At 43.1% G+C, this 22,957-nt stretch carries 23 protein-coding genes; 14 read left to right on the top strand and 9 right to left on the bottom strand.

Going from position 1 to position 22,957, the window contains the following annotated elements; genetic code table 11:
- From ACEN82_RS25860 to ACEN82_RS25820, 9 genes are all read left to right on the top strand, one after another.
- A complete protein-coding gene (locus ACEN82_RS25860; protein ID WP_413323103.1) occupies positions 1-1,251 on the top strand; it encodes an NAD(P)/FAD-dependent oxidoreductase in 1,251 nt (416 codons plus the stop codon).
- A gap of 187 nt (positions 1,252-1,438) precedes the next feature.
- The gene (locus ACEN82_RS25855; RefSeq protein ID WP_413323104.1) at positions 1,439-2,074 is read left to right on the top strand and encodes a hypothetical protein; all 636 of its coding nucleotides are present in this window, start codon (positions 1,439-1,441) and stop codon (positions 2,072-2,074) included.
- A gap of 66 nt (positions 2,075-2,140) precedes the next feature.
- Positions 2,141-2,404, top strand: a complete 264-nt coding sequence (locus ACEN82_RS25850) for a phosphopantetheine-binding protein (RefSeq protein ID WP_413323105.1) — start codon at positions 2,141-2,143, stop codon at positions 2,402-2,404.
- 3 nt (positions 2,405-2,407) lie between these two features.
- On the top strand, positions 2,408-3,607 hold the full coding sequence (locus ACEN82_RS25845; RefSeq protein ID WP_495644037.1) for a beta-ketoacyl-[acyl-carrier-protein] synthase family protein: 1,200 nt from the start codon (positions 2,408-2,410) through the stop codon (positions 3,605-3,607).
- Between the two features lie 3 nt (positions 3,608-3,610).
- The gene (locus ACEN82_RS25840; RefSeq protein WP_413321286.1) at positions 3,611-4,660 is read left to right on the top strand and encodes a beta-ketoacyl synthase chain length factor; all 1,050 of its coding nucleotides are present in this window, start codon (positions 3,611-3,613) and stop codon (positions 4,658-4,660) included.
- Entirely contained in the window at positions 4,654-5,427 is a 774-nt protein-coding gene (locus ACEN82_RS25835; RefSeq protein ID WP_413321287.1) for a polysaccharide deacetylase family protein, read from the top strand. Before ACEN82_RS25840 ends, ACEN82_RS25835 begins: the two co-directional genes overlap by 7 nt.
- A 172-nt stretch (positions 5,428-5,599) precedes the next feature.
- Entirely contained in the window at positions 5,600-6,214 is a 615-nt protein-coding gene (gene lolA2 / locus ACEN82_RS25830; protein ID WP_413321288.1) for a flexirubin biosynthesis/transport protein LolA2, read from the top strand.
- Positions 6,192-6,812, top strand: a complete 621-nt coding sequence (gene lolB2 / locus ACEN82_RS25825; protein ID WP_413321289.1) for a flexirubin biosynthesis protein LolB2 — start codon at positions 6,192-6,194, stop codon at positions 6,810-6,812. Before lolA2 ends, lolB2 begins: the two co-directional genes overlap by 23 nt.
- Positions 6,813-7,172 carry an ApeI family dehydratase gene (locus ACEN82_RS25820; RefSeq protein WP_090533549.1) on the top strand — a complete coding sequence of 120 codons (360 nt, stop codon included), beginning with the start codon at positions 6,813-6,815 and terminating at the stop codon, positions 7,170-7,172. It begins immediately after the preceding gene.
- Positions 7,173-7,332: 160 nt separating this feature from the next.
- Here ACEN82_RS25820 and ACEN82_RS25815 read toward each other — a convergent pair whose 3' ends face one another.
- Positions 7,333-7,920, bottom strand: a complete 588-nt coding sequence (locus tag ACEN82_RS25815) for a DUF308 domain-containing protein (RefSeq protein ID WP_413321290.1) — start codon at positions 7,918-7,920, stop codon at positions 7,333-7,335.
- A gap of 114 nt (positions 7,921-8,034) precedes the next feature.
- A complete protein-coding gene (locus ACEN82_RS25810; protein ID WP_090533545.1) occupies positions 8,035-8,631 on the bottom strand; it encodes a Crp/Fnr family transcriptional regulator in 597 nt (198 codons plus the stop codon).
- Between the two features lie 452 nt (positions 8,632-9,083).
- On the opposite strand from ACEN82_RS25810, the gene ACEN82_RS25805 reads away from it, so the two are divergent.
- On the top strand, positions 9,084-11,507 hold the full coding sequence (locus tag ACEN82_RS25805) for a TonB-dependent receptor domain-containing protein (RefSeq protein ID WP_413321291.1): 2,424 nt from the start codon (positions 9,084-9,086) through the stop codon (positions 11,505-11,507).
- A gap of 56 nt (positions 11,508-11,563) precedes the next feature.
- Here ACEN82_RS25805 and ACEN82_RS25800 read toward each other — a convergent pair whose 3' ends face one another.
- On the bottom strand, positions 11,564-11,902 hold the full coding sequence (locus ACEN82_RS25800; protein WP_188834154.1) for a pentapeptide MXKDX repeat protein: 339 nt from the start codon (positions 11,900-11,902) through the stop codon (positions 11,564-11,566).
- A gap of 157 nt (positions 11,903-12,059) precedes the next feature.
- On the opposite strand from ACEN82_RS25800, the gene ACEN82_RS25795 reads away from it, so the two are divergent.
- The 3 genes from ACEN82_RS25795 to ACEN82_RS25785 all read left to right on the top strand — a co-directional run bounded on the left by ACEN82_RS25795 (position 12,060) and on the right by ACEN82_RS25785 (position 13,962).
- Entirely contained in the window at positions 12,060-12,386 is a 327-nt protein-coding gene (locus tag ACEN82_RS25795) for a nucleotide pyrophosphohydrolase (RefSeq protein WP_176626457.1), read from the top strand.
- A gap of 115 nt (positions 12,387-12,501) precedes the next feature.
- Positions 12,502-13,380 (top strand): DUF4349 domain-containing protein, encoded by an 879-nt coding sequence (locus ACEN82_RS25790; protein ID WP_413321292.1) that lies wholly within the window; start codon positions 12,502-12,504, stop codon positions 13,378-13,380.
- A gap of 168 nt (positions 13,381-13,548) precedes the next feature.
- Positions 13,549-13,962 carry a hypothetical protein gene (locus tag ACEN82_RS25785; RefSeq protein ID WP_176626453.1) on the top strand — a complete coding sequence of 138 codons (414 nt, stop codon included), beginning with the start codon at positions 13,549-13,551 and terminating at the stop codon, positions 13,960-13,962.
- Between the two features lie 131 nt (positions 13,963-14,093).
- Here ACEN82_RS25785 and dapF read toward each other — a convergent pair whose 3' ends face one another.
- Positions 14,094-14,879 (bottom strand): diaminopimelate epimerase, encoded by a 786-nt coding sequence (gene dapF / locus ACEN82_RS25780; RefSeq protein WP_413321293.1) that lies wholly within the window; start codon positions 14,877-14,879, stop codon positions 14,094-14,096.
- A 191-nt stretch (positions 14,880-15,070) separates the two neighbouring features.
- Between dapF and ACEN82_RS25775 the strand changes: the two genes are divergently transcribed.
- The gene (locus tag ACEN82_RS25775; protein WP_413321294.1) at positions 15,071-16,600 is read left to right on the top strand and encodes a Do family serine endopeptidase; all 1,530 of its coding nucleotides are present in this window, start codon (positions 15,071-15,073) and stop codon (positions 16,598-16,600) included.
- A 391-nt stretch (positions 16,601-16,991) separates the two neighbouring features.
- Here the strand turns inward: ACEN82_RS25775 and ACEN82_RS25770 are convergent, their stop codons facing one another.
- The 5 genes from ACEN82_RS25770 to ACEN82_RS25750 form a co-directional block, all read right to left on the bottom strand.
- Positions 16,992-18,746, bottom strand: coding sequence for a carboxypeptidase-like regulatory domain-containing protein (locus ACEN82_RS25770; protein ID WP_413321295.1), 1,755 nt, complete (start codon positions 18,744-18,746; stop codon positions 16,992-16,994).
- Positions 18,747-18,917: 171 nt separating this feature from the next.
- Positions 18,918-19,910, bottom strand: a complete 993-nt coding sequence (locus tag ACEN82_RS25765) for a FecR domain-containing protein (protein WP_413321296.1) — start codon at positions 19,908-19,910, stop codon at positions 18,918-18,920.
- On the bottom strand, positions 19,907-20,545 hold the full coding sequence (locus ACEN82_RS25760; RefSeq protein WP_413321297.1) for an RNA polymerase sigma-70 factor: 639 nt from the start codon (positions 20,543-20,545) through the stop codon (positions 19,907-19,909). The genes ACEN82_RS25765 and ACEN82_RS25760 overlap by 4 nt, the downstream gene beginning before the upstream one ends.
- A 23-nt stretch (positions 20,546-20,568) precedes the next feature.
- Positions 20,569-21,252 (bottom strand): DUF6134 family protein, encoded by a 684-nt coding sequence (locus ACEN82_RS25755; RefSeq protein ID WP_413321298.1) that lies wholly within the window; start codon positions 21,250-21,252, stop codon positions 20,569-20,571.
- Between the two features lie 626 nt (positions 21,253-21,878).
- Complete coding sequence (locus tag ACEN82_RS25750) at positions 21,879-22,955, bottom strand: RES family NAD+ phosphorylase (RefSeq protein WP_413321299.1); 1,077 nt, start codon at positions 22,953-22,955, stop codon at positions 21,879-21,881.
- Between the last annotated feature and the right edge of the window lie 2 nt (positions 22,956-22,957).

The raw sequence follows: 22,957 nt of genomic DNA, 5'->3' as shown, positions 1-22,957 counted from the left end.
ATGAACACAGAACAGGTAGATGTATTGGTAATAGGTGCTGGTCCGGCGGGGACGGTGGCCGCATCCATTGTACACCAAGCAGGCTTTAAGGTAAAAATTGTAGAGAAACAGCTTTTCCCCCGCTTTGTGATAGGTGAGAGCTTGCTTCCTCGTTGCATGGAAGCGTTAACCGAAGCCGGCTTTGTAGATGTCATAAGCGAAAAAGGCTTTCAGCAAAAAGCGGGCGCAAAGTTTGTGAAAGACGGTAAGATCTGCGACTACCAGTTTGCCGACCAATTCACTCCCGGCTGGAACTGGACCTGGCAGGTGTCCCGTGCCGATTTCGACAAAACCTTAGCCGATACTGTTGAAAAAATGGGCGTTCCTGTTCATTACGAAACTACCGTTACTAATATTGTTTTCAACGGCCCAAACTCGGTAACTACTATAGAGGATAAAGAGGGTAACCAAACCGAAGTTTCGGCCCGTTTTATTATCGACGGCAGTGGTTATGGCAGGGTGATCCCCAAGTTGTTTAATCTCGACAGGCCATCAACCCAGGTTCCGCGTAAAGCCTTGTTTGTGCATATCGTTGATAAAAAACGCTCTATGGCCGATGAGCCGAACCGCATTACTATCGTTGTGCATCAGCCCGGCGTTTGGATCTGGATCATTCCTTTCGCCAACGGCATTACCTCCTTAGGTTTTGTGGGCAATCCTGAGTTTTTTAAGCAACATGAAGGCTCCGACGAAGAGATTTTACGTGGCTTGATTGCTTCACAGCCTTATTTTGCAGAGCGTTTTGAGGATGTAGAGTTTGCATTTGCGCCAAGGGTGCTTGAATCATGGTCGGCCACTACAGATAGGTTTTATGGCGATGGCTTTGTGCTCACCGGCAACGTTACAGAGTTCCTTGATCCGATATTTTCATCGGGCGTAACGCTCGCTACAGTATCGAGCCAAACGGCTGCCAAACTGGTTATCCGCAAGCTTAACGGCGAAGCCGTAGATTGGGACAAAGAATACATGCAGCACATGATGCAGGGTGTAAATACCTTCCGCTCCTACGTTACCGCATGGTATGAGGGCGTGCTCGACACGATATTTTTTGCCGATAACCAGGACCCGCTTGTTAAAAGTCAGATCTGCTCGGTACTGGCCGGTTATGTTTGGGACCTCGATAATCCGTATGTTAAAAATCACGAAACAGCTTTGCATAAACTGGCACGTACTATTACCCTAAGAGATTTAGTAGCAACCGATAAAAGCTAAAGACAGGATCATTTAACCATGTACGAATTGAAAAACAATAAATGAAAATTTTTCACACTAATTTTTACGTATTAATCGAATTACACGAATTGAATCAATTTAAGATTCGTGTAATTCGATTAATTGTGGAGCGCTTGCAAAGCATTTGTGTAGAAATTTTTCAGTATGAGATTAGTAAAACTATAAATTGAAGAACCAATATTACATATCAGCTCACTGCAGTATCAGCGATAACATTGTTCATTATAATAACGAGGTGGTGTTTGAGGGTATGGAGACTGATATTCCCGGTTTTTTGCTGTCTGTTTACCAGCATCTTGGGGTAAAATATCCTAAGTTTTATAAGATGGATAACCTCGCAAAGCTGGGTTGGCTTGCTGCGGAAATTTTGCTGAAAGATTTCGACAAGGAAAAATATCAACCTACCGACATTGGCGTAGTGCTAACCAATGCAAGCTCCAGTCTTGATGCTGATAAGCGGTATTATGATTCGATGCAGGAGATAGCAAGCCCGGCTTTGTTTGTGTATACGCTGCCCAATATTGTTATTGGCGAGATCTGCATCCGTCATCATTTTAAAGGCGAAAACGCTTTTTATGTTTTTGACCGGTTTAATGCTGATTTCATTAGTCGCTACGTTTCTGTTTTATTGGAAACCGAGCAACTACAGGCCTGCATTTGCGGCTGGGTAGAAATGACGGCGACAGACTATAAAGCAGTTTTGTTTTTGATAGAAAAGGACGGTGTAATGCCCTTCAAAACAGAAAATATTAATAAAATTTACAACCCCACCCAAACCCTCTCCGAAAAGGAGGGCTTTTAAAAATGTGTTTTTTTAAGTCTCCCCTACCGGGGGAGATTTAGAGGGGGTAATTATAAAACTTACCATATGGATAAATTAATGGCCGATCTGAAAGAGCAGATCATTGAGCAGTTGAACTTACAGGATGTGAAGCCGGAAGAGATCGGTGATGACCAGCCGCTTTTTGGTGATGGCCTTGGTCTGGATTCGATAGACGCGCTGGAACTGATTGTGCTGCTACAGCAAAAATATAAAGTAAAGCTTTCCAACGCAGAGGACGGCCCGAAGATCTTCCGCTCAGTACGCACCATTGCCGAATTTATTGAAAGCACCAGGATTCCGAACGCCTAAGCAATGGATCAACCTGTTTTTATAGCCGGCCTTGGGGTAATTTCGGCCATAGGTAATACTGTGGCCCAAAACCAGCTGTCGCTTGAACAGGAAAAAACGGGCATTGCCCCTATCCAATACCTGGATACTGAACACCGGGATGAGTTTCCGGTTGGTGAGGTTAAACTAAGCAATCAAGAGCTCGCCGAATTATCGGGATTCAAACCGGGCATCAGTCGCACGGCTATGCTGAGTTTAATTGCGGCTCGGGAGGCTTTAACAGATACCGGTATTGCCAGCCTTGCGGGACTAAGAACAGGTTTTGTCTCAGCCAATACCGTCGGCGGCATGGATAAAACAGAAGATTTCTTTCGGGATTTCTTAGCCGATAACACCAAAGGGCGTTTACGCGATGTGGTAAATCACGAGTGCGGCGCGGTTACCAATTTAGTTGCCGATCAGCTGGGCATAAGGCATTATGTAAGCACTATTAGCACGGCTTGTTCTTCATCAGCCAATGCCATTATGTATGGGGCAAGGCTTATTAAAAACAACATACTGGATGTGGTTATTGCTGGCGGTGCCGATGCACTTACCCGCTTTACTCTCAACGGTTTTAACACCCTCATGATATTGGATAAACAGCCCTGCCAGCCTTTTGATACCAACCGCCGGGGCCTTAATCTTGGTGAGGGTGCAGGGTATGTGGTGCTGGTATCTGCGCGAATAGCGTCATCGCTTAAAAAAGAGATGTATTGCACCCTCAGCGGCTATCATAACGCCAATGATGCCTATCATCAAACGGCTTCATCGCCCGAAGGAACTGGATCATTATTGGCCATGAAAGGCGCGCTTAAAAAAAGTGGCTTACAGCCTGCCGATATCGGTTATATTAACCTGCATGGTACAGGCACACAAAATAATGATAGTTCAGAAGGCACAGCCATCAGCAAGCTATTTGCAGGACATTCTCCAAAAATGAGCTCTACTAAAGCATTCACGGGGCACACGCTCGGAGCAAGCGGCGGCATTGAAGCCGTGTTTTCAGCATTGGCGGTGCGGCGCGGTTTGATATACCCTAATCTGAGGTTTGAAAAGCAAATGGACGGCTTTCCTTTTGCACCGGAGACCCATTTTTCAACGCAGCCGGATGTCAAACAGGTATTATCTAACTCGTTCGGTTTTGGCGGAAATTGTTCATCATTAATATTTTCAAAACTATAGGCGATGTACATCAGGGCAGCAAGCAATATATCGCCACAAAATACCTTCGGTAATCAGCGGTTCCTTTCAGAACTGGCAGAATATACCGGCGACAGGCTCACTTGTATCGAACCGGATTATAAAGCCCTGATCGATCCAAAACTCATCCGCCGCATGAGTCGCATCATTAAAATGGGTGTTGCTGCCGGGATGGATTGCCTGCAACAAGCCGGAGTCAACGCGCCGGATGCTATCATCACCGGAACGGCTTACGGCTGCCTGGAAGATACCAATACCTTCCTTACTAAAATGGTGCAGCAAAACGAGGAAGCGCTATCCCCTACCGCGTTTATCCAATCCACCCATAATACCATCAGCGCGCAGATAGCCTTACTGCTGCAATGTCATCAATACAACAACACCTTTGTAAATGGCGGCGCTTCGTTTGAAAACGCCCTGCTTGATGCTATGATGCTTTTGTATGAGGGCGAAGCGGCCAATGTACTGGTTGGCGGTATCGATGAAATCACCACTAATAGTCATGCTATTTTAAAGCGCATGGGCTTATATCGCCGGGAACCGGTATCAAACTTTGATCTGCTTAATACTCCCGGTAAGGGAACAATGGCCGGTGAAGGCTCAGCGTTTTTCATGCTCAGCCGGGAAGCCTCGGGTAATGACTGGGCTAAAATTGATTCTGTATCCAGCTTTTATAAACCACGCAATACGGCCGAAATAAAACAACAGATCAGCATTTTTTTGCAAAGTCAGAACACCAATATCCATGAGATTGACCTGGTGATAACCGGTAACAATGGTGATTCAAAAAATGATGCCATCTATGAGCAATTGCTGCAATATGATTTTGCAGGCGTGCCTGCCATCAATTACAAAGCCCTCTGTGGCGAATACCCAACTTCCTCTGCATTTGCAACGTGGCTGGCGGCCCATCAAATCAAAAACGGTGTTTGCTCATTTGTATCAGAAATCGACCAAACCCCGTTAAGAAAAGTATTGATCTACAATCATTACCAAAATATCCACCACTCGTTAATCCTGCTTTCGGCATGTTAAATTTTAGGAACACCAATATCCTTTTTGCCGGGCTGCTTGGGCTAATTATCTGGCAGCATATTACAGAAGGGGTATCCTGGTGGAGTTACATAGTATTGATATTTATTTATTCGCTGATCTTATTTTACGGGTGCTATTACATCGGCTCTAACTTTTTTATGCGGGTGATGTGCTCGCTCAAAACCAATAAAAAGATCATCGCCATTACATTCGATGATGGACCTGATGCTACCGCCACACCACAGATTTTAAGTATCCTAAAACAACAAAATACTCCTGCCGCTTTTTTTTGCGTTGGCAGCAGGATACCCGGCAATGAAGTTATCCTGAAACAAATTCACGAGCAGGGCCACATCATCGGTAATCATAGTTTTTCGCACCATTTCTGGTTCGATCTGTTTTCCTCAGCCAAAATGCTCGATGATATGCTTCGGGCCAGTCAGTTGGCAAGGCAGACGATTAACTTAAGTCCGCTATTGTTTAGGCCTCCTTATGGAGTGATCAATCCCAATCTAAAAAAAGCCATTTTAAAAAGCAGGATGGTGCCCATAGGCTGGAGTGTTCGCTCAATGGATACTGTAATTAACGATCCTGAAAAACTATTAAATAAGATAACGCGCCGCCTAAACCCCGGCGCTATTTTCCTGTTTCATGATACAGGAGTCGCAACAATTTCAGTATTGCCTCGGTTTATTGAACAAGCCAAAGCACAGGGATACGAAATAGTACGACTGGATAAAATGCTAAATTTGCAGGCTTATGCGTAGATTGATTGAAAATAAAATATTAAAAGCTGAAGCAGGGGCTGTGCGATTCCCTCCCTCGGGAGGGTTTAGGGAGGGGTTTCATCAGCGTTTAACCACAACCTCCTTCTTCCCCAAGGAAGGCATTGCGCGGGCCGCCACACTTTTATCATGTACTAAGTCCCTATTGATTCTTTTGATAATCACGTGTTCGGCCATCTCTGCCCAAGCTCAACACGCAGGTTATACCCAACTATCTGATCTTACCAAATTCAAACAGCAGTTTGCCGAAGTTGCTGCAAAAACAAACAGCATTAAAAGCAATTTTACCCAGGATAAAAATCTGAGCATGCTTTCAGAAAAGATCACATCGAAAGGCAAATTCTGGTACCGCAAGCCCAATATGCTGCGGATGGAGTATACCCAGCCATTCAGCTATCTCATGATCCTGAACAAGGACAATGTGTACATTAAAGATGGACAAAAAGAAAACAAGGTATCCACCCGCTCCAACAAAGTATTTAAGCAGATCAACAAAATCGTTGTCGATTGTATACAGGGAACGGCACTCAATAGCGGCGATTTTAAATCGGCGGTATACGAAAACAAGGGCACCTATTTAGTTTCTCTATCTCCTGTCAATAAACAACTGAGTGACTTTTTCAAAACCATCGAGATCACTGTTGATAAAAAAGATTATTCGGTAAACACCATCGAAATGCTGGAAGGTACGGGCGATAGTACTACCCTGCATTTCACCAATAAAGAGATCAATGCCAATATCCCGGATGCGTTTTTTGCTATTAAGTAGCTGCCTGCTAATTCTGGCCAGCTGCTCATCGGTTTACAAAAACCTGAAGCCGGCCGAAGGCAATGTACGCGGGATCAAAAAATTCGCGCCGGATTTTACCAACGTGCTTTATAAAACCGAAGTAGACGTAATTGGCGGTCACCATTTAAGCGGCTTATTGCTTATTAAAACCCTTCCCGATAAAAGCGTGCGTATGGTGTTCAGTAATGAAATGGGGTTTAAATTTTTCGATTTTGAGTTTAAGCCAGATGGCGGCTTCAAGGTGTATTACATCATTAAGCAAATGGATAAGCGCCCGGTGATCATCACCCTGCAAAAAGATTTTGAGCTGGTGATGATGCGTAAGCAAAACTCCGAAACAGGTTATATGCGCAAAGATGATAACTATCTGTATTATGTTTTCCCGCAGGAAAAAGGCGCCAACTATTACATCACCAGTAAAACCGGAACAGAGCTGATCCGCATGGAACGCTCATCCGACAGGAAACCCGTGGTAAAGGCCATTATGCATGGCTTTCACAACGGCATTCCTGATACCATTGGCATCAGCCATAAAAACTTTAAATTTAATATCGGTCTTAAACGTTTGGAAAGATAGATGCTCAACAATACTTTTTTCAGTTTTACCACTCCCACAACTGATGGCGACTTGCTCAAAACAACCATCAGCCTTAACCCTGCGCATGATATTTTTAAAGGGCATTTCCCAGGCAATCCCATTGTGCCGGGGGTGTGCATGATGCAGATGGTCAAAGAGATTCTGGAAAATCAGCTCGGCAAAAAGTTAAGACTTGTTAAGGCTGATAGTATCAAGTTTCTGTCGTTCATCAACCCTAATGAATACCCCCAGGTTGGGTTGGAGATAAAGATGAGTACCGTTGATGAGCAGGTTAAGGCAGATGCGCAACTGGTAAATGAGGGGATTGTGTTTTTGAAGTTTAAGGGAGTATTCTCTTAAAAATAAAATTGTCATTTCGAAACGAGGAACGAGTGAGAAATCTTATACGCCTTGTTTAGCGAATGACCAGTCCGGCCATGCATGGTGTACAAGATTTCTCTTTCGCCCCGGCGCACCATCCCCACAGCTCTATCGAAATGACATTTTTTTAGATTTTATATCAATTCTGCGCAACAGTCTTCGCGCTTTTCCCTAACCTTATTGCAGCTAATAAATAATAAAAAGCACCAAAAGCCGAATATCCTGCCAAATTCGCAATCCCCATATTAGGCGAGTGCGCCATTGCTATAAATGATACACCAGCAAGCATAGATTGCCCCCCACTTAATATCATTGGCCATTGGCCGCCAAACTCTTTACGTCTTTTTAAGCCCAATACCAATTGGATCAATCCTGTTAACAAAGCCCATCCACCAAATACAATTAACGCGGCAGGCACTCCTTTGGTTATAGCAAAAGCAACCGATAAAGTTGTAACAATACTAATAGCTGCATTTACATATTGAGGTGTTGCCGATGTTCCGTTACCTTGATTAGCACGGATATCAAGGAATGTACCTACAACATCCCATAACGGATAGATCACAAGCAGTATGGTAGCTGCGGTAAATGAAGTTTTAGCCAATAACGATACCAATATTACCCAGGTAACTGAAAATGCTACCCTTGTAAAATAAAGCTTACGCAACTCGCGGGCTGTATTAGCCGCGGCTGAAGTTTCTATGATCAATGTTTTATTTGCTGACATGACTTTCAATTTTTATTTCGTTTTGTTTGATAAAGCAAAGTTGGAGACAAAACGTGGTGGCAATTTTCACTTAGGTGAAAATCGGGAGGGGCATTTGTCAGCAGAGTTTCGTTTTTAAGGCTTTTGCTGTGATAGTCGCTTCTTGATGCGGGTAAGAGATGGGTTTTTAATGCCCAAATAAGATGAAATATGATATGCTGGAATGCGGCTTACGATATTGGGATGCTGCGTTATCATTTTCAAATAACGCTCTTCGGCTGTATTAAATAAAAACTCTTCGGTACGGGCTTGCGATTGGTTAAAGAATAATTCGGCAACCAGGCGACCGAAGCGTTGCCAGCCGGTTGGCGTGGAGTAAAGATATTGAAGATCATTATAGTTGATGGAGATGATCTCGGCATCTTCCATCGCCTGGATATAATATGCGCAAGGGTATTGATTGATAAAACTGCGGAATGATACCAGGAACTGCCTTTCCGAAAAAAAGTAAATGTTCTTTTCTTCCTGTGTTTCGGGGTGTACGTAGTAGATCCGGAACAAACCTTTGTTAATAAGCGCAAGATCGGTACATACAATGTTCTGCATGTTAAAAAAATCACCTTTCTCAATTTTACGCGTACGCCAATACGGCAAGCTAACCGCTACGTCATTTTCAGACATACCGGCAAAATTGCCAAGAAGTTCGTTTAATACCTGTTGCTTATCAGCCATAATTAACAAAGTGCAATAAGGTTAAATATCGGCACAAAAAATCATACTAATTTTCACCTGGGTTAAAAACAACTGATTTTATTTTCTTATTTTACAATCAAACTAAATTGAATAAAAAACAATCACTAAATCAATCAACACAATGAAGCATATAAATACATCTCCCCATGTTAGTGAGTTTGATAGAGATCACCCTGTTCCTGACGGTTATTATATTGGCCGTTTCAGGTCCCCGGAAAAGAAAAAAGAAAGACAATAACATCAACACGGATGCCCTTCTGCGTTCCGAATACCACATTACCGAAAACGGGAAATTGGAACATGTAAGAAGTGATACATAACATCAACCCTCTTCACGGGATACCACTTTAAATAAAACAGAACCGCCGCTAAACAATTTGCGGCGGTTTTTTATTTAATTTACGGAATTATAAACCTCATCCCGTCCCGGCTTGAAACATATCTGCAGCTTTTTATTTTTTAATTTAATTTATAGCAGCCTGTTTGCGCAGATAAAAGTTAGCGGTAAAATTGTCGACAATTCTAAAGTTCCTGTGGCCTTTGCTGTGGTTAACCTGCAACAGCAAAATTCAGAGCAAACAAGAGTAGTGCAAACCGATTCCATCGGGTTATTTAGTTTTACTGACGTTGATAAAGGCACCTATCATTTAACTATCACCTTCACCGGCTATCAAAAAACCAAACTTAAATTAAACTTGCAACAAGATACCTCGGTATCTATTACCCTCGCTGATAATACCACACAGTTGAACGAAGTAACCGTAACAGCAGGCAAAGCCTCTGTTGAAAACAAGGGCGATAAGCTGGTTTACAATGTATCCACCAGTGCCACATCGGCAGGAGCTGATGTACTTACGGTTATTGGTCGCGTGCCGGGTATAAAAGTTGGTGATAATGACCTGAGCATTGTTGGCAAAGGCAGCGTTAAAGTTATGGTGAACGAAAGATTGGTTCAACTGGCTGGAACCGACCTGCTCCGTTACCTGCGCTCATTATCTGCAAGCCAGGTAGGCAGTATTGAGGTAATTAAAAATCCGGGAGCTGCTTATGATGCTGAGGGCAACGCCGGATTGATCAACATCACGCTCAAACATAGCAAAAAACATGGCTATACCGGCAGCGTACAAATTAATGATAAGCAATGGATGCATAGCCCGGCCTCGGTTTATGGTACCAGCAATTACTGGTGGTTAAATGCCAGCGGCGATATTAACTACAATTCGGCCAAACTCTCCGCATATGCCAGTGTTAATGTTGACCATGACCACGAACTGGAGGGCTTTGAAACCGATATTTACTATCCTAAGCAAACCTGGCTGCAAACAGATACCGGCAACTATCGTTACCACAATTTAAACTTCATTGCCGGGGCCGATTATAGGTTTAGTTCAAAAGTAACTGCCGGGGTAAATTACCAGGGAGGTAAGAATACCTATGACGGATCCGACCATGTGAATAACCCCATCATTAACAACACTACCGGTGCTATCGATTCAACATTAAGAACCTATGCCACCTATCACCCGGTGGCTATCAGTAATGCGGTTAACCTGCATAGCACCATCAGCCTGGATACATCAGGTGCTAAATTGGTACTTAATGCCGACTATTTTAACTATTACCGCACCGACAGATCGGACTTTGAGAGCAACACTTACCTCGCTGACGGATCATTGAATGCAGCCAGTCGTAATCGCTACCATGATACCAATAAGCAGGACATCAACATTTATACATTCAAGGCCGATGCGCTTTTGCCAACCAAATATGCCCGCTTTGCTTTTGGCGGCAAACTGAGCTTTATCAATAATTACAGCAACGCTTTTTATTATAAAAAGGCAACCAACGATTCGCTAAAGTATGACCCGAACTTAAGCAATGAATTTACCTATACCGAAAATACCCAATCTGTTTACGGCAGCATAAACCGCGAGGATGGTAAATGGAAGTACCAGGCCGGCTTGCGGGCAGAGCACACCGAAACCAAAGGCTACTCGCACACGCTTAACCAAACTACCATTAATAATTACACAAGGTTGTTTCCATTAGCAACGGTGAGTTACCAGGCAGCTGTTAATCACAGCCTATCACTAAACTTTGGCAGGCGGGTTAACCGGCCAACTTTCTGGAACCTTAACCCATTCAAGAGCTTGTTTACAGCTTATAGCTATGGCGAAGGCAACCCCTATCTTCAACCAGAATATAATACCAATTTTGAGCTTTCGCACACCTATAAAAACAGGCTTACTTCGGCTATATTTTTAAACGTTACCAACAATGGTTTTAACAACGTAACCATTGCCCGGCCAGATACTAATTTGATTTATACCACGCCCCTTAATTTTATTAAAACTTACCGGGTAGGTATTTCCGAAAATTATTCGATGCAATTGCTTAGCTGGCTTGATAATAATAACCAGTTCACTTTTTATCATACCGATGCAAAATCTGCATTGGCTGCAGTAAATGGGATCAATGGCTTCGGGGCGTATATTGCGACCAACAACAACATCTATTTTAATGCCGATAAATCATTTTCAGGTGCAGTTAATTTTTGGTACCAGTTCCCGGAGGTAGATCATATAGGCAGAAGTGATGCTTACTACAAACTCGATCTTGGCATTAAAGCTTCGGTTTTAAAAAAGAAGGTTGATGTTTCATTTGTGATGAATGATATTTTCAGGAGCAGCGCGTCAGCTGTTACCACAACCGTTAACGGGGTAAGGCAAAAGTATACCAACTTCCAGATTAACAGGTATGCTTTGCTTGGCATCAGTTACCGTTTCGGCAACAGCCAAAATAAAACCGAAAAACAGGATACTGGTAACCAGGAAGAGAAAGGCCGGATCCATTAAAAGCAAAAGGGAGCTCATGCGGACTCCCTTTAAACAATCACGAAACAAGAGCAGGGTTACATTTTGCCTGAGCTGTCTTTGCCCATTTTACCTTTACCCATTTTACTTTTTGACATTTTATCGTGGCTCATTTTATCCGAACCCATTTTGTCTGATGCCATTTTATCATGGCTCATTTTGTCCTTGCTCATTTTATCAGTACTCATTTTGCCTGAAGCCATTTTATCGTGGCTCATTTTGTCTTTGCTCATCTTGTCCTTTTTCATTTTACCGGTGTCGCTTAGCATAACGGTATTATGCGCAGGATTTAATGTTTTAGCTTGTACATTCGCTGTAATGCCGGCAATAGCAAGGGTGGCGATAAGGGCGCCCGAAATAATTGATGTGATTTTCATGTTTGATTTTTTAGTTGGTATTTGCCGCTTAGTCGGGTTGATAAATGAAACCTTACAAAATATTTTCATTTTATTTAGAAAGCCATCCGATAGGCTATCAATCAAAAAAATTCGTGAAATTCGTGCACACTCAATTCGACCACATTAAAGCTACTTTATGGAGATCAGCCAGGCACAGCAACTTGTAGATAACTGGATAAAAACAACCGGCATCAGGTATTTTAACGAACTTACCAATACCGCTATTTTAATGGAAGAGGTTGGCGAAGTAGCCCGCATTATGGCGAGGCAATACGGCGAGCAATCATTCAAAAAATCAGATACGGAAGTTAACCTGGCCGATGAAATGGCCGATGTGCTTTTTGTACTTATTTGCCTGGCCAATCAAACCGGCATCGACCTAACCGACGCCCTGGAAAAGAACATGGAAAAGAAAAGCATCCGGGATGCCGAACGGCATAAAAACAATGAAAAACTGAAATAGTTGAAATTAAATTCTACAATATTCAAATAAACAAAATTAAATTTCGTTTATTTTCTATTTAATATAATTTAATAAGGCAATCATCGTTTAATTTAAACAATTAAACAACCTTATTATGAAAACCTATTTTATACTGTCGGTAAGTTTTTTACTGGTACTGACATCCTGTGAACGTCAAAAAGAACAAAAAGCAACAATTGCCGAAGTGGCGTTAGCACCCGTTCCTCCTGCAGAAAAATCTGATATGGAAGTATTTAAAACGCCGGCAGGTGTTGACGATAAACACGTTTCTGCCAATACAACAATTACCGATACCGCCAAAAAGATCATCAAGGAAGGAGACATCCGTTTTGAAACCGGCAATCCGAAAGCAGCTAGGCAAAACATTGTTTCGTCGCTCAAAAAGTTAGGCGGTTACCTTGCCGAAGAAAATGAGACCAACAGCGGCGAAACCAATCAAAAGGAATACAGTCTCAAGATCAGGGTTCCCTCTAAAAACTTTGATGCTTTTTTAAATAGCTTAACTTCCAATGCAGATCATATCGACTCCAAAAACATTCACATCAGGGATGTGACAACGCAATTCATCGACGTTAAGGCACAAATCAACAATAACAAGCAGTTAGAGCAGCGTTATTTGCAGTTGGCTGCTAAAGCTATCAAAATGACCGACCTGCTGGCTATTGAAGATAAGCTTGCCGCTATCCGTACCGAAATTGACTCGGCACAAGGGCAGTTGAACTATTTAAGCAGCCAGGTGAGTTACAGTTCGCTGGATATCAGCTTTTACACCAGGCAGGCCAACCTGGTTAACAATGGCAATGGTTTTGGCTATAAGTTTAAAAACTCACTGAGCACCGGCTGGGATACCATGCAAAACATGTTCTTTTCAATAGTATCCCTGTGGCCTTTAATATTTGTTGCGTTAATTATTTACCTGTTAATCATCCGCTGGAAAAAACGAAGGAGAGCAAATGTGTTAACAGAGGCATAAAAAATATCGTTAAAGTTAACTTAATGTTTAAATTATAAAAAGGCTAATGCAAAAAGGTATTAGTTGATGAAGATTTAATTAAAAGGGTAGAAACTTTACTAAATTATTTAATAAATGCTTGATAAGTAGAAATTTAACCCCTAATTTTAAGCACCTAATTAATTGATTATGATCCGTGTACGGTCTAAAGTTGTACTGTTGGTTGCCCCCCATGTAGTTGGCCTTGAGGTATTGCCTAATAACAAGGTTTTTAAACATATTTCAGCCATTCCGGCTATTTTTCCATCCATACACGATATCAAACCCAACCTGCTCATACTTGATTACGACTATCTTGTTCAGGACATCGAAAAGATCCTTCGCCGTTTAAGCGCAAACATTGCATACAAAAACATCAGGATTTGCTGCTATAAAAATAAATGGCACTCCAAGGTTGATCCTTTCCTGAAAACATTAGGCGTTGACCATATTTTTTATGCTGAAGATATGCAGGACGAAGTCACCAGGAAAAGCGCATTTGACGCCATTGGTAACGTTATAATGGACGGGACGTTTTTTAATTTATTAAAGCCGGTGCATTGAGCGCCCGTTTCTCTCAAATATCATTGCGGGCGCGGGGTGGCAATGATCTGTTTTTATTCTTATATCAGGGCTCTTGTCATCGTACCTCCTGATCTCTTGTTTCCTGATTCTTGACCCGTCTTGTCTCACCCTTAAACAACCACATCTCCCTCAAAAACCCTAACAGCCGGCCCTTCTAAAAAGATCTCCGTAAAAGCGCTGCCGTCATAATCAAAACGGATATTGAGGTTGCCCCCCAATACTTTTATAGGAGTGGTAATATGCCCGGTTTGTTGTTTGTGCTGCGCCATGGCCAGCGCAACGGCAGTTACGCCCGTTCCGCAGGCAAAAGTTTCATCCTCTACCCCACGCTCAAACGTGCGTACAAAGTAGCCCTCCTTCATTGGTTCAACAAAATTTACATTAATGCCGTTTTTGCGATAAGTGGCATTATTGCGGATAGCATGGCCTTCCTGGTAAACATTGCGCTGTTCAAGCCCCTCAACCAGCTTTACGTAATGTGGCGAGCCGGTGTTTAGCACATAAGCATCGGCATCGGTATTAACTTCGTTTACATCAATCATTTGCAGGCTCACCCAATCGCCTTCGTCTGAAATTTTGGCATAATGCGGGCCATCTACCGCCAAAAATTCAGTTTCCGATTCAATAACGCCTAAAAATTTGGCAAAGGCCACAATGCAGCGCCCGCCGTTGCCGCACATGCTGCTTGGCTGGCCGTCGGCATTATAATAAATCATCTCAAAATCGTACCCTTCTTTGTTTTGCAACAGCATCAAGCCATCGCCTCCGATACCGAAACGACGATCGCACAGGCCCGAAATCAGCTGAGGATTATGATGATCAACGCTGTTATCGCGGTTATCAATCAAAATAAAATCGTTGCCTGCGCCCTGGTATTTATAAAAATGTATCTTCACAATTATCCTGTTAATATCAGCCCCTTTAGTCTTCAACAAAACCCGTGCTAACAATTAAAATAGCCGATGTTTATCTATTTAACAAATTTTAACAAAAAACGGGATAACTAATCATTGATTATCTCGTCTATATGGTATTAAATTTGATCTGTAAAATAAGTAAACTTAATAATAAGAAAGGCAAATAATAAATGAAAAAGATTGGTTTAACACTATTAACCGCTTTTGTTGGAGGTGCGATGGCCTTAGGAGTATATAAGGTTATCGAAAACAAGTACTCCGACAACCTGAGCTTTGAAGACAAGCAAAAGGTATATTTTACAAGCAACCCGTCCACCCCGGTTTCATCAACCGGCGACCTTGATTTTACCCAGGCAGCGGCTGCAGCAACCCCGGCGGTGGTTTACATCCGCACAACCTATACTAACAAAGGCAGCGGCGGACAGGACCAGCTGGAGCAAATGTTTGGCGATATGTTTGGTCAGCGGGTGCGTCCGCAAGGCCCACAGATGGCATCAGGCTCTGGTGTTATCATTTCGCCCGATGGCTACATTGTAACCAACAACCACGTGGTTGAAAAGGCCGATAAAATTACCGTTTACTCCAATGATCACCGTACTTTCAGCGCCAAAGTTATCGGCACCGACCCAAGTACAGATCTTGCCCTCATTAAAGTTAGCGCTAATAATCTGCCAATTGTAAAATTAGGCAACAGCGATGACGCTAAAGTTGGCGAATGGGTTTTAGCTGTGGGTAACCCCTTTAATTTAACATCAACCGTTACAGCCGGTATCATCAGCGCCAAAGGCCGTAATATTGGTATCATCGGCAGCGAAAACAGTGATGACGACAACCCGTTTGGCCGTACCCGCAACCCGTCGACTCCTAAGCTGAACAAAGCTATAGAGTCGTTCATCCAAACCGATGCGGCTATTAACCCTGGCAACAGCGGCGGTGCCCTGGTGAACACCCGTGGCGAACTGATTGGTATCAACGCCGCTATCGCTTCGCACACCGGTTCATACGAAGGCTATGGCTTTGCTATCCCGGTTAACCTGGCTAAAAAAGTACTGAACGATATCAAGAAATTCGGTACAGTAAAACGCGGTTTTGTGGGTGTAACTTTCACCGAACTTAACCCGGACGTAGCCCAAAAACTCGACGTAACAACCACCAACGGTTTATACGTAAACGACCTTGTACCGGGCGGCGGTGCCGAGCAGGCAGGTTTACGCAAAGGCGATATCATTGTTAAGGTTGAGGGTCAGCCGGTTTATGAATCATCTGATCTGCAGGAACGTGTAGGCCGTTTACAACCCGGCGATAAGATCAACGTTACTGTGCTGCGCGATGGTAAGGACAAAGATTTCGCGGTAACGCTTAAAGGAGATGCCGTAGCACCATCAAACCGTATCGCGGCGTCTAAATCGGCCGAAGAGCTATTTAACAAACTGGGCGCAAGCTTCCACGCTTTAACTCCTGCCGAAAAGAACAGGCTGCATGTTAACGCTGGTGTACTGGTTACCCAGGTACGTGAAGGTGGTTTATTTGACGCCGCCGAAATACCCGAAGGCGTTGTGATCACCAGCATTAACAAACTGCCGATTAGCAGTATCGAAGATATTGACAAGGCAATTGTAAAACCTATCCAGGGCAATATCATTATTGCCGGGATCTACCCCGATGGTTCGCACTTCAGCAGCGCGTTCCCAGCTCAATAAGCTTTTTTAAGTGATTTTGCATACGGAAGCTCCAGTCTCTTTTGAGATTGGAGCTTTCTTTTTATGCGGGGTTTTAGGGATCAAATGGGCCTTTTGTGGTAATTAACTTACATCGTCCGCTTTTGGCCGGGCGGAGGACTTTACTTTACCTTAGATGCAAAGTAACCAAACATCAAGACAAAAAAATGCTTCCTCCCGCGGGCCAGCGCACCTTTGTTTTGGAGATTATAATAACTTTTTTCCTTATAAACCCAGCGCCTTTGTCTTGTTTCTTGACTCTTACTGTCTTGCTTCTTTCCCCTTACTGTCTTACTTCTACCCCTTCCCATCGGCGATTGAGCGGGCCAATGTTGGTCAAATACAACTGAGGCCTGTTACCAGCCAACACACCTTAAAACAAATTAACCCCAAAACTCCATCCAACCCAACCGCTCCAGTTCCTGTTATCACGGATAAAAGAATGATGCAGGTCCCGCGCATAGGCGTAACCATCTACCGGGGTGCGCTGATCTGAATATAGGAAATTTAACGATGGGCCTGCAAAAATTGAAAACTTCCGACTTACCTTATAAGTGAAATCAAGGTTGAACTTGTTAAGCTGATTGGTTTTTGACCATGTGCCCTGGTACAGGTAACTTGAACCAATTTCAGTGTTGATAGCCAGGTGCTGCCCCAATCCAAACTCCCGCCCGAAACCCAAACCAAATGAATATAATTTACTGTTGTCATCAACCCGCATACCACCCTGCCAAATGGTGTACAGTTTGCTGTTGCCGTTTTTAAAGGCGAGGTTGATATTTTGAGTTTCGTTAGTGGAGATAGCGAGCTTATGGTAACCGCTGTTGATAATATTCAACAGCCCGATACTAAATCCCGAAGAAGTATCGGCTATGTTTACCAGCGCCAGTTGAACACCGGTGAGATGTTTGGCATAGTTAAACAATCCCGCCACCTGCAAGCCGCCAAACTTTTGCTGTGCTATATTACCAATCCCACCCAGTTGTAACGCGTCGGAATTTTTGCCTGCAATATTGCCTATCGCCCCTAACTGAATGCCCCTGACTGATCCGCGGGTATGGTTGTAAAGGGCTGACAGCTGCAAACCATTCATGTTTTGTTTTACGCTGTTATGGAGCAGGGCCAGCTGAATGCCCCGCACGTTACCCAGCACGTTATTGTACAAGCCGCCAAGCTGAATGCCATTTACTGAGCCGCCCACCACATTAAAGATCCCAGCTATTTGTACCGCGCCAACGTCGCCTTTATCTAAATTGAAAATAATGCCCATTTCAAAGCCATCAACCCCGGCATTATAGCCGCCCACGGCGTTGAGAGAAACCACATTTACTACCTGTCCGCTGAAGTTGCCGTGAGTGCTTACGCCCGGTATGGCCGAAGCCTGGAAGGGGGCCTGTGCAATCAGCCCGCCGAGATTGGCCGCCTGGATTTGCTGTTTGGTGGAAAGAAACAGTCTGCCCAGCGAAGTATTTTCGACCCCAGAATAATCGTCACTAAGGATATACCCCAGGAGGCTGCGTTTTTTCTTCAGGGTGGTGTCGGTGCTCCTTACGTTAACATCTGCTAAAAAAGTAACCGTTGTATCCTTATAAAATTCCCGGCTGATGGTGAGGGTGATCGGCTGGCCTTCGTTATGCAGGCTAATATCAAAATGACCTTCCTTATCGGTCAGTACCGATTGCAATTGCTCGTGCGAGTATACACTGGCATTGGGCAGGCTATGACCGGTTTGCTCGTCGGTTACGGTACCGCTGATGTTGTAATTGTCGCCCTCGGTAGCGGCCTTGTCGGTAACTATAGTGAGTTGGCGGGGCGCATATCTCAGGATAATAAAATTCTTCGATTCGCGGTACTCAAAGCGATAGCGAAGCATGTGGTCAAGCACTTCTTTAATCGTCCAGTTATCCGCATTGATGGTAACCAGGCTGTCGGTTTTTACAATGTTGCTGTTGTATGAAAAGTAGAAGTTGCCTTTTTGTTCGATGGTTTTAAGCACCGTGCCCAGGCGCATTTCGGTTACGTGAACGGATATGTTTTTGGAAAGGATGGAATCGGCACGAGCGGTTAAAGCCGTAAGAAGCAGCAGGCAGATGGTATGGTTTAGGTAACGATGTAATTTATACAACATAAAAGTATTATTCAGCCAATATTAATAAACCAGCAATTTTTCCACTACGTCATTGCGAGGCACGAAGCAATCGCGAGCTATACAGGGCAGATTTGCACGGCCGATCTGCTTATTGGCGATTGCTTCGTGCCTCGCAATGACGTCTTTTTTAATACTGCGTTTCTTTCCTTTCTACCTCAACACAATCCCCTTTTTCCCGCGCTCTACTTTGATCTTGAACGTTTCGGAGATCACCAGCAGCACCTGATCTAACGACTGATCTTTAAACACCGTAGTGATAGGCAGGTTGGCAATGGCTTTATTGCCTATAACAATGTGCGCCCCGTACACTTCGTTTAATGACCCTACCAACTCATTTAGCGGGGTTTCATCGCAAACCAGTTCATGGGTTGCATAATAGTTATATAAACGCCCTTTGATGCTTTCTTTAGCCTGCAGGCCATCCTTCCCGGTAACCAACACCTTTTCGCCGGGATTGAGGTTTACGTTTTTTTTCTTTTCGCTTACGTTAACTATGCCCGTTTCAACAATAACCTGCGTTTTGCCATTGCGGCTCTTTATATTGAATGACGTGCCAACCACCCTAACCGTTACAGCGTTCACCCTAATTATAAAAGGTTTGGTTTTATCGGGCGTAACTTTAAAAAACGCCTCGCCCAGCATAGTCACCGGGCGGATCTTGCCGGTAAATTTTCCGGGGTAAATAAGCGTGCTGTGACTGTTCAGCGTAACAACCGAACCATCGGGCAGGGTTTGCGCGCGGGTTTTAGATTTGCTGTCTATCTTAACAAAAGCAATAGCCTTGTTATCATAATAATGACTTAGGGTTAGCCAGGCCACCGTGCAAACCAGCAACAGCGATGCCGCTATGCCTATCCACCAGCTTGTTTTCATTTTGCGGAGCTTTGCCGGTTGGGTTGGCGTTGTGACTGTATTGCTGATCCTCTTTTGCAGCCGGAGATAGGCCGCATCCTCATCTAAATTTTTGGTAGAGGCAATTTGCCGGCTCTCATCCCAGATCAGTTTAAAATTATCATACTCCAGCCTGTTAGCAGGCGAAGCGGCAATCCAGTTCTGTATAGCCTCCACCTCGGCGGGCGTAGCTTCGCCAACCAGGTATTTCACCAGCAAATCATCATCTATGGGCATACCGGTATAGCTCATACAAACCAATTAATTAGTAACAATAAAACAATGGGTAAAAACTCGGCCAGTTTTTGGCGCATTACCCGCAGCGCCTTGCCCATCTGGTTTTCGACGGTTTTGATCGATAAACCCATATGATCGGCAATTTGCTGGTATTTCAACTGCTCAAACCTGCTCAGCTGAAAAATGATACGGCATTGCTCGGGCAGTTCGCTCAGGGCTTTTTCAATGTGCTTCTGCAGCTCGGCCGTGAGCAGTTTTTTTGAGGCCAGTTCATCGCTGCCAACCTGTTCCATTTCATCGGCATAATAAACGCCGAAATTGGCGCGTACCTTCTGATGTTTCAAATAATTCAGGCTTTCGTTATGTACAGAGCGGTACAGGTAGGCCTTGATACTGCCCTCGGTTTTTAGCTGATCGCGTTTTTCCCAAATGCGGCAAAATACGTTTTGTACTACCTCTTCGGCCATTTCATCATCCTTTAAAAAAGTGTAGGCATAGGCGTGCAGACTTTTAAAGTGATCTTTAAAAAGCCGCTCAAAAGCTTTCTGGCTTCCTTGTTTAATTAAACCAATGGCCGTGCTATCGCTGTATTCCACTTTTAAGGTGTAGATGTTAGCGCTAAAGATAGCTTGTTTGGCCGTTAAATTCATAGCTCCCAAATGTTAAAAATAAATCAGGCCAGTTGGATCTGGATGGTGTATAACGAATGATGGATATCCACTTTGCTGCACACCCCATTGGTATAGCTGTAAAAATTGTAATTACCATCGGGCAGATCGATGCGGTACACATGCGGGCTCACCTGTTTAACCTGCAAAAACTGCTGAAAGTTATCGGAGTACACCTGCGACTGGTCGGCCGGTTCATGGCAGTACAGCAGCATGAGGTTGGCGGCTATTTGTTTTTGATCAACCGTTTTGCCGCATTTGCCTTCGGCGATGGTTTGGTAGCCTGAGGCAACAGCTTTGGTTTGGCGGTTGCATTTTTCTGAACCATTGACATTTCTGCACACCTGCGAACTCATGAGCTTGCCATTATTAAAAGTGCTCTCCTCCTGGATCTCCACCTTAATGCTAAAAATGAAGCGCATTTTTACTTCGGAGATCATTTTGAGGTACAGCTCATCACCCTGGCGCTTTTGATACAGGTTCATGTGGCCAACCACCTTGCCGCTGTGCAGCACATTGTATTTAACCGTTTGTTCCTGTGCCAGGGCGCCCACAGCGAGGCACAGCAAGGCCACCACCATAGCCGCCCATTTTAGCGGACCGAAGATATTGAAGGTTGGGAAAGTTTTATTTTGGAGGGCAGGCCGGATATATTTTTTAAATAACCAAATTATTAAAGCGGGTATCATGGGTTGTCATATTAAAGTGATTGAATAAAGCTTTTAACGCGTTTACTTTATTACAACACTCTAAACTTTTACCCCTATGCCTTTGCATTATTTTGTTCGATTAATTAAATTACTACTATGCCTATATGTATTATATAATTTCAAATATAAGTAAAAAAATGGGTGTCCCAATTTTTTGATTCCCCACGAAAAAATGAAAAAAGCACACCGCCCGTTTTTGCGAAAATAAGCGTGTTCCATTTTTTGAGTGTGAAAACGCGGAACATCTTTTTTATGAAACATACTGATAGTCAAATAATTAACATTTCGACTGAAACAATGGTAAAATATTGACAGTCAATTACTAAAACTTTTAAGAGTAAAATATAGCCTTAGTTGAGGCAGCGCCGGCAGAAGGATTTTTTTGGTGTTTTTTGATGTTTTTTAACGAGAATGGCTTTAGGTGGTGTCGACTGATTGGGATGCTGACAATATAGTGCCACCAATTTTGTGAGGTTTTAGCGCTATTTTTATAATCATTTTCGTGAAATCACGAAAATGATTAAAGGTTGCCGAGATATAATAGGTTAGGCTATGTAGGTTCAGCTTTTCTCCATAGTGTTTTGTTTATTTATGGATATTGATATTTACAGTTCATCCCAATTATAAAGCAAGCTATTAACTTTATAAAATTTGGATTCAACACACTCAACTTTACGGTCGTCAAATAGTGCTAAATTGGAACCTTCTGGGTTCATAGCACTTTTATATTCTACTGCGTCAAACCCCATTGATTTAAAAAACTCACAAAGGAACTGGGTTGGTAAATAATCTAAATGCACATCTTGCTTTCTAACAGGTTTCGATAACTCAGACTCTAACTTCTGTAAATAAGGTCTATATTCGATAAATTCATCTATAGAAAATTGCTTCTCCATAATTTCGAAGGGCCCCAAAGAGTCAATGTTCTTCAATGAAATTAAGTTTATCGTTTCTGTAGAAATGAATTTCCCAACCGTTAGTGTTTCATGTAGTGAAATACGTGTTTCATATAATGTTGTTCTCAAGTCATTTGACAAATAGAGATATGGTATCCCAACTGGATTTGCGCGCCCTGCTGTAGTAGAATGAAAGGGTGGTTTACCCATAAATTCTGGCGAAAGATGCACTTCCGAGATCCGCGCTCTGAAAAATTCACTTCCTGCTGTAAATGAAGACCTAAGTCGTTCGAAAATAGATTGTAATAAATCTGTATCTAATTTCTGATTAAGAAAAAAACGATTATGATATTTGATGTCATCTGCAAAAGAATCCCACTTCAATTCAAGGTTATCTGTATCATCTTGAAGATCATTCACGATATAACTAAATTCTACAGGTTGTTCAAAAAGCTCTTCTAAATAGATCTCCCCACCTCTTCCTATATTATCTACCAGAAATTTAATTAGTTTATCGTCCAGTAAGTCCTTGTTAAATAATCGTTTCCAATACGTCTTCATGTGCTGATGAAGAAGAAAAGGTTCTTTTATTTTCAGGGAGCCTTCAGCGCTTGGGTGTGAAGTATATAATTCAAACAAGGGTTCAAAATATACACTTAACGTCTCACATGCAATAAGCTCAATTTTAGTTGATCCGCAAAAGTCACAAGTGCCACGCTTCGTTGAAAGAGAGCTAATTATTCCTTGCAATCTTGAATCAAGAAAACATAAAGTACAGCAGTTCATAA

Source organism: Mucilaginibacter sp. Mucisp73 (assembly GCF_059491465.1).
This window is presented reverse-complemented; position numbering and strand designations above follow the sequence as displayed.

Bases quoted from the DNA above. Each gene is read 5' to 3' on its own strand.
- ACEN82_RS25860 (WP_413323103.1), top strand. From the start codon at position 1: ATGAACACAGAACAGGTAGATGTATTGGTAATAGGTGCTGGTCCGGCG.
- ACEN82_RS25850 (WP_413323105.1), top strand. From the start codon at position 2,141: ATGGATAAATTAATGGCCGATCTGAAAGAGCAGATCATTGAGCAGTTG.
- ACEN82_RS25845 (WP_495644037.1), top strand. From the start codon at position 2,408: ATGGATCAACCTGTTTTTATAGCCGGCCTTGGGGTAATTTCGGCCATA.
- ACEN82_RS25840 (WP_413321286.1), top strand. From the start codon at position 3,611: ATGTACATCAGGGCAGCAAGCAATATATCGCCACAAAATACCTTCGGT.
- ACEN82_RS25835 (WP_413321287.1), top strand. From the start codon at position 4,654: ATGTTAAATTTTAGGAACACCAATATCCTTTTTGCCGGGCTGCTTGGG.
- lolB2 (WP_413321289.1), top strand. From the start codon at position 6,192: ATGCGTTTTTTGCTATTAAGTAGCTGCCTGCTAATTCTGGCCAGCTGC.
- ACEN82_RS25820 (WP_090533549.1), top strand. From the start codon at position 6,813: ATGCTCAACAATACTTTTTTCAGTTTTACCACTCCCACAACTGATGGC.
- ACEN82_RS25815 (WP_413321290.1), bottom strand. From the start codon at position 7,920: ATGTCAGCAAATAAAACATTGATCATAGAAACTTCAGCCGCGGCTAAT.
- ACEN82_RS25810 (WP_090533545.1), bottom strand. From the start codon at position 8,631: ATGGCTGATAAGCAACAGGTATTAAACGAACTTCTTGGCAATTTTGCC.
- ACEN82_RS25800 (WP_188834154.1), bottom strand. From the start codon at position 11,902: ATGAAAATCACATCAATTATTTCGGGCGCCCTTATCGCCACCCTTGCT.
- ACEN82_RS25795 (WP_176626457.1), top strand. From the start codon at position 12,060: ATGGAGATCAGCCAGGCACAGCAACTTGTAGATAACTGGATAAAAACA.
- ACEN82_RS25790 (WP_413321292.1), top strand. From the start codon at position 12,502: ATGAAAACCTATTTTATACTGTCGGTAAGTTTTTTACTGGTACTGACA.
- ACEN82_RS25785 (WP_176626453.1), top strand. From the start codon at position 13,549: ATGATCCGTGTACGGTCTAAAGTTGTACTGTTGGTTGCCCCCCATGTA.
- ACEN82_RS25775 (WP_413321294.1), top strand. From the start codon at position 15,071: ATGAAAAAGATTGGTTTAACACTATTAACCGCTTTTGTTGGAGGTGCG.
- ACEN82_RS25770 (WP_413321295.1), bottom strand. From the start codon at position 18,746: ATGTTGTATAAATTACATCGTTACCTAAACCATACCATCTGCCTGCTG.
- ACEN82_RS25765 (WP_413321296.1), bottom strand. From the start codon at position 19,910: ATGAGCTATACCGGTATGCCCATAGATGATGATTTGCTGGTGAAATAC.
- ACEN82_RS25760 (WP_413321297.1), bottom strand. From the start codon at position 20,545: ATGAATTTAACGGCCAAACAAGCTATCTTTAGCGCTAACATCTACACC.
- ACEN82_RS25755 (WP_413321298.1), bottom strand. From the start codon at position 21,252: ATGATACCCGCTTTAATAATTTGGTTATTTAAAAAATATATCCGGCCT.
- ACEN82_RS25750 (WP_413321299.1), bottom strand. From the start codon at position 22,955: ATGAACTGCTGTACTTTATGTTTTCTTGATTCAAGATTGCAAGGAATA.